Source organism: Desulfobulbus rhabdoformis (assembly GCF_016919065.1).
Taxonomy (GTDB): domain Bacteria; phylum Desulfobacterota; class Desulfobulbia; order Desulfobulbales; family Desulfobulbaceae; genus Desulfobulbus; species Desulfobulbus rhabdoformis.
In genome coordinates this window covers 1-6255 of the sequence record NZ_JAFFQA010000088.1, presented here as the reverse complement: position 1 = coordinate 6255, position 6255 = coordinate 1, and the positions used below count along the sequence as shown (strand labels likewise).

3 protein-coding genes and 1 pseudogene are annotated in these 6255 nt (G+C 48.6%); 3 read left to right on the top strand and 1 reads right to left on the bottom strand.

All coding sequences use genetic code 11. From position 1 onward, the window contains the following. Nucleotides 1–207: 207 nt before the first annotated feature. Nucleotides 208–3393, top strand: coding sequence for a transporter substrate-binding domain-containing protein (locus JWJ90_RS22255; protein ID WP_205229419.1), 3186 nt, complete (start codon nucleotides 208–210; stop codon nucleotides 3391–3393). Next, complete coding sequence (locus tag JWJ90_RS22250) at nucleotides 3377–4399, top strand: HD domain-containing phosphohydrolase (protein ID WP_205229418.1); 1023 nt, start codon at nucleotides 3377–3379, stop codon at nucleotides 4397–4399. The genes JWJ90_RS22255 and JWJ90_RS22250 overlap by 17 nt, the downstream gene beginning before the upstream one ends. A gap of 66 nt (nucleotides 4400–4465) precedes the next feature. Here the strand turns inward: JWJ90_RS22250 and JWJ90_RS22245 are convergent, their stop codons facing one another. Continuing rightward, nucleotides 4466–5329, bottom strand: coding sequence for a DNA ligase (locus JWJ90_RS22245; protein WP_205229420.1), 864 nt, complete (start codon nucleotides 5327–5329; stop codon nucleotides 4466–4468). Between the two features lie 529 nt (nucleotides 5330–5858). Here JWJ90_RS22245 and JWJ90_RS22240 point away from each other — a divergent pair. Then, nucleotides 5859–6255, top strand: a pseudogene (locus tag JWJ90_RS22240) (transposase); the annotation flags it as partial.

The window sequence follows — 6255 nt, the reverse complement described above, 5'->3', positions numbered from 1 at the left end:
GGATGGGGCTGTGAGCCTGTGGCCTTTTTTCTTGTTTGTTCCAACAAAAAAAAATCCACACTGTGTGTTGTGATTGTGTCGAACTTGACGCTTGTAAGAAAACAATGCTATCCTGAAATATTCTCATGACCTAGGTGCTTTTTCGTTACCTGTGACGGCGGAAATCTCCCCCATTGAGAATGATTTGATACATGGTGAAAACAGACGATGAAAAAAATGCTCCCCACTTTCTGCTTTCTTCTCGTTTGTTGTCTGCTGTGCAGCATAACCCTGGCCACCGGCTCGGAAGCGCCTAGGCCGCCTCAGGACAATGCCCTGGCTCTGAGTGCAGAGGAAAAACAATGGATTAGAGAACACCCCGCAGTTGTCGTTGGCACTGGCAGTGAATGGGCTCCCTTTGATTTTCGGGAACAGGGAATCTGGCAGGGAGTAGCAAAAGACTATCTGCTTGCAGTTGGTCAAGAAATCGGGCTTCATTTCGATTTTTCAGTGCAGGGCAACTGGGGACGGTTGCAGCAGTACCTTCGTCGGGGAACCGTTGATCTACTGCCAGCGATCTATTTTGACGATAAACTCGCAAAAACCTGCTCTTTTTCCGCACCTTACTTTTCCATTCAGGAATATCTTTTTCTCAATGAATCCGTTCAGGAGGTAACCCAACTCTCCGACCTTTCGGGGAAGACGGTTGTTTTTGTCAAGGGCTCAAATACCGAACCCGTTCTGCAAAAACTTTATCCAACGATCCGCACAATCCAGGTCAACACGATCAAAGAAGCCTTGAATGTTGTCATTAGCAAGAAGGCTGATGGCTATATCGATAGCGTGGGGGCGGTTTCGCATATAATCCGCAATGAAGGACTGTTGGGAATCCGCTTGGCTCTTCCGGTCTACTTGATCGATACCAAATTACGTATGGCTTGCAGGCCTGGCAGTGAACCGCTTTGCAGCATCATTGATAAGGGACTGGCCAATCTCTCGTTCGGGCAGCGCCAGCAAATCGAGCAGAGATGGATACTGCCGACCAGCGATTCCCACCATGTTGCCCTTACAGCGGCCGAAAAAAAATGGCTGTCCCGCCACCGGGAAGTGAACCTTGGGGTCGATCCTCTGGCTCCCCCGACCTCTTATTTTGACAGGAAAGGCCATTTTGTGGGCATCATGGCAGATTATCTTCGTATTATCAGCCAACGTACCGGGTTAGTCTTTATCCCCCAGCGCACATCTTCCTGGCAGGAAACCCTGGACCGAATGCAAGGAGGAGACATCGACCTGATCGATGCCGTGGCCGAGGACCCCGAGCGTTCCCATTACATGGATTTCAGTAAAGCCCATATCACCATTGACAATGTCATTGTCACCCAAAAGCAAAATCATAGTATCCACCATCTCGACGATCTTGCAGGCTGCGGCATAGGCCTGGTCAAGGGGTATCGGATTGACGGTTTACTGCGAGCAAAGCAGCCGGATGTCAAAACCGTTATTTTTCCGGATACCGCTCATATGCTGGTAGCACTGTCTAACGGAGAACTTGACGCCTGCATAACCGATATCCCCTCATTGGATTTTTTTACAGCACAGTTGAAACTCTCCAATCTTAAAGTCGCCGGGGTGACGCCTTTTTCTGTTCCGTTGCGGTTTGGAATCCGAAAACAGACGCCGGAGTTGGTGTCACTTTTAAATAAAGGCTTGGCAACCATTCAAGCACCGGAACAGAAGGAGATTTATCGTCGATGGGTTGCCCTCGAATATGACCAGATCATCAATTACACACTGCTGTGGAAAGCTGTTGCGGGGTTTCTCCTGCTTCTTGGGGGCAGTCTTTATTGGAACAGACGTCTGCAGGGGGAAATCGGGCGAAGGAAACAGACCGAAGAGGAACTGTTGACAACCCATGTGGCGCTGCAGCGGGCAAAAGAACAGGCAGAGTTTGCGACCAAGGTGAAGAGTGAATTTCTGGCGAATATGAGCCATGAAATCCGCACACCTATGAATTCGGTCATCGGGTTTACGGAAATCCTTGAAGGGTTGATTCGGGACCCAGTGCAGCGGGATTACCTGAATTCCATCAAAGTCGGCGGAAATGCTCTCTTGCGTTTGATCAATGACATCCTCGACCTGTCGAAGATCGAGGCCGGCCAGCTGCAACTCAAATCAGAATCAGTCAATCTTACAAGCCTGCTGGCTGAGTTGGAAATTATTTTCCGGGAAGCACTGCGGCAAAAGGGGTTGGCCTTTAGTTGCGTGATAGCCGACCAGGTTCCGAATTCCATTCTCATAGACGGATTGCGTCTTCGCCAGATTCTGCTCAACCTGGTGGGTAATGCCATCAAATTTACAGAAAAGGGCGCGGTTGAGGTGCTGGTTAAAGCCGAGTATAATCAAGAAGATGCAACCGGCACCCTTGTCCTGCAGGTCACCGACACGGGCATAGGCATCGGAGCGGAGAATCTCAATCATATATTTGACGCCTTTGCTCAGGAGCAAGGGCTGGATCGCAAATACGGTGGCACCGGATTGGGATTGTCCATCTGCAGTAAATTGGCCCATCTGATGCAAGGGACCATCTCAGTGGAAAGTACTCTTGGCCAGGGAGCCACCTTCACGGTAATCCTCCCTGGCATACGTTCCACTGAAACGGTGCCCGAGGATACCGAGCAGACAGTCGCTCCTGAGACGCTTGCCTTTCACCCCTCCACTCTCTTGGTGGTGGATGACATCGCTGATAACCGGAAACTTATCAGGTCGATGCTGCATGAAACCGCAATCACTGTCCATGAGGCGGACTGCGGGCAGGTGGCCCTGGAACTGTTGGAGAAAACTCCGGTCGATCTCGTTCTTCTTGACCTGCGGATGCCTGATCTGTCAGGCTATGCAGTAATTGAGCGTATACGGGCAAACGACCACCTGACAACGATGCCGGTGATCGCGATGACAGCATCGGTCATGGTGGAGGATCTTGACAGGGTCACCGCCTATGGGTTCAGTGCCCACCTGCGCAAGCCAATCACCCGGGCCGACCTTTTTTCACTCGTTTCCAGATATCTTCCCTGGACTGATGAGCTGGGGGACTCCAGGCAGAGGGGAAAATCGGAGCCTGTACAGGGCTGTACCGTTGATAAGGAAACATTTGCCCAATTAAACGGTCCTCTCTACGAACGCTGGAAAAGTATCCATGATCAGGGAGATATGAGTCTGGTGCAGGAATTTGGCGAAACACTGGTCTGCTTGGCCGATGAACATGAGCTTTTTTCTTTGCGCCAGTATGCCGAAGAAATGATGCAGTACAGTCAAAGTTTTAATATCAGCAAAGTGTTGCAACTGCTCAACGATTACCCGATACTGTTGCAAACATTTACTTTTGAAGAGGAAGAATTTGGTGGAGCCAAAGATTAACATACTGGTTGTAGACGACGACCTGAACAATATCCAGGTCGGCATCAACATCCTCAAGGAAAACAAGACGTATCATCTAATCTTCGCCACCAGCGGAGAGCAGGCGTTGGCGCGGGTCAAAGAACGAAGTTTCGATTTAATTTTGCTGGATATTCTCATGCAACCCATGGATGGTTTCGAGGTCTGTAAAAAACTGCAGGCTGACCCCGCAACCAGAGAGATCCCAATCATTTTTCTAACGGCGAAGACAGATACCACGAGCATGATCCAGGGGTTCGAACTGGGCGGTGTGGATTATGTCACCAAACCGTTCAACAGCCATGAACTCAATGCCAGGGTCAGGACTCATCTGCAGTTACGCTGTTTCCACATGCAGCAAATGGAATCTGTGCAAAAAGAAGTGATTTTGATGCTTGGTGATGCCTGTGAGTTTCGGAGCGCTGAAACTGGAAGACATAACCAGAGGATTGGGCAGTTTAGTGCGCTTCTCGCTGAACTGTGCGGGCTTTCCGCGGCGGAGTGTGAGTGTCTGCGCTGGGCGGCACCGCTGCATGATATCGGCAAGATAAGTATCCCCGATGCAATATTACAAAAGCCTGGCAAGTTGACCCCAGAAGAATTTGCCATCATCAAGACACACTCCAAAGCTGGGTTTGATATCCTAAGCCGTTCCGATAAACAGTTAATGGGTGCTGCCGCGATCATCGCCCATGAACACCACGAATATTGGAATGGGGCAGGGTACCCTCAGGGCTTGCAGGGCGAACATATTCATATTTATGGTCGCATTGTTGCCATTGTCGATGTTTTTGACGCTCTCCTGCACCGTCGAGTGTATAAAAATGCCTGGCACTTTGAAGAAACAACCGAGTATCTGGCAAAGAACAGAGGTACACAGTTTGATCCTGATCTGCTGAACCTTTTCCTGGAAAATATTGAACGCTTCAAAAGCATTCACAACACGTTGCGGGACGATATCGACTCGTCTCCACAGGATGTGCATTGATGCAGCCAGGAAAGTTCATCTACCTTGTTCTCATGCCTTTCTAGAAAAGGTGCTGTCCCCCCTCACTCAATCTTTCCGTGTTCGCAGATAGGTGGCAAAACGGGGGACTCCGTTTTTCGTCAGACCATGATGTTTGATCACAATAATACTGCCCAGAGGAGGAGGGTTCTTGCGCTCCGACAGGGTAAAGCCACTTCCGATCTTGCATTCCAGTCCACTTGAAAGGCGTAGGGTCAGGCTGCCCATCATTGCCTTGAAATGGCCTTTACCCGGGTTATAGCCAATAACTTCTCCCTCCATGGTCTGGTAGGATTTTACCTTGAGGACCACTTGATGGCTTCCTGAGGAAAAGGGAAGAGAAGGATTTTTAACAATGACGCCTTCGCCACCCCCTGATTCCACTTCATGGAGAAAACTGTATAGATGCTCAGTTCCTTTACAGGGGACCTGCTCAATGATTTTTATGGGTGATGATGTATGGGACTGGAGCCACACTTCTAATTTGGAGAGGCGTTGCCTAAAAGTTCCTTCAGCCTCAGGGACCTCGAAGACATTAAAGGTGATCTGGTGCCAATCCGTTGATGGAGTTGAATCCAGCACAGTTTTTTGTACAAAATGAAAGTCATCCCGTTTACGCCATAATTCCCCATCCAATGGAAACGGTGGAAATTGTTTTATAAACCAGTCTGGGGCATGCAGAGATTTTCCAGTTCTTGTCAGGAGCTTCTTCCCTGTCCAATAGCCTCGAATCCCATCAAGTTTTTCACTCATGAGCCAACCTGTGATGTCAGTCTGGGCGGTATAGTGTCTTACCTGCTGCAGGGGTAATATTTCGGCGAAAACGGAGGATTGCAGACAGAGGAGAAGTGCCAGCAACAGGCAACATGAGCGAACCCGGCGGTATTGTTTTGTCAGATGATTTTCGAGCATCATGGGAGATTGTGAAGGCCTGAATTGCCAATAAAATGTACGTTTTTATTTTGTTATCGCAAAACAGGGAGACGTCTGTCAAGTTCGGCTCTTTTTTTTAATTGGTCTCAATTGGTTTTCAAGCGACAATTCACGCCAAGTGATTGGAAAATTTAAAGGGTGTCTTGAATAAGTAGATTTTTCAATCAAGGTCAGATAAGCGTAGACTTCGAGGCATGCTTAAAATTTTACCGCAGGCATATGATTGATATCGGAGTCTTCGCTTACCTCCGAGGATAAAATTTTAAGCATAACGAGGTAAGCGCCAGACTCCGCCAGCAGTTCCCGCTTTATCCGGAAGCCCAGTAAATGCGTAGGCCCAAGATAAGCTTTTCGCAAATTTTTGAGGACATTCAAATAAATGGGTCGATGTAACTAACTAATTTTACATCATAAAAAAAATCGGAATAATCGAAAAAATCTCTTGACATCTGGCGAGGGATCGAAACGCTTTTTTCTTGTGATATCAACTATTTACAAGGATAAGCCTATGTCGACCTTCAAAAATTTCATAGACCGTAACCGCAAAGCAACTCAGACTCTGGACAAAATCAAGATGCGTTCTCACCTCAATGCCGATGCCTTATTCGCCCATATCCGCGAGGATCTACAAAAGGTGCCTGACCACCGGGCTGCCAATGCCTCGATCCCGCTGGAGGACGCTTTAATGAGCGGCTTTGCCATGTTTTCGCTAAAAGACCCTTCGCTGTTATCGTTCGATGGGAGACGACTTGAGCAACCCGAGAGCCTGCATGGTGTCTTTGGGGTACGAGTTATCCCCAGTGATACCCAAATGCGGACTATTCTGGATGAGATTGTTCCGACCTTACTTCGGCGACCGTTCCGCACTATTTTTCACCAACTGCAACGAGGTAAGGTCATGCCGA

Coding starts and splice junctions, on each gene's coding strand:
- JWJ90_RS22245 (WP_205229420.1), bottom strand. CDS start 5,329: ATGCTCGAAAATCATCTGACAAAACAATACCGCCGGGTTCGCTCATGT.
- JWJ90_RS22255 (WP_205229419.1), top strand. CDS start 208: ATGAAAAAAATGCTCCCCACTTTCTGCTTTCTTCTCGTTTGTTGTCTG.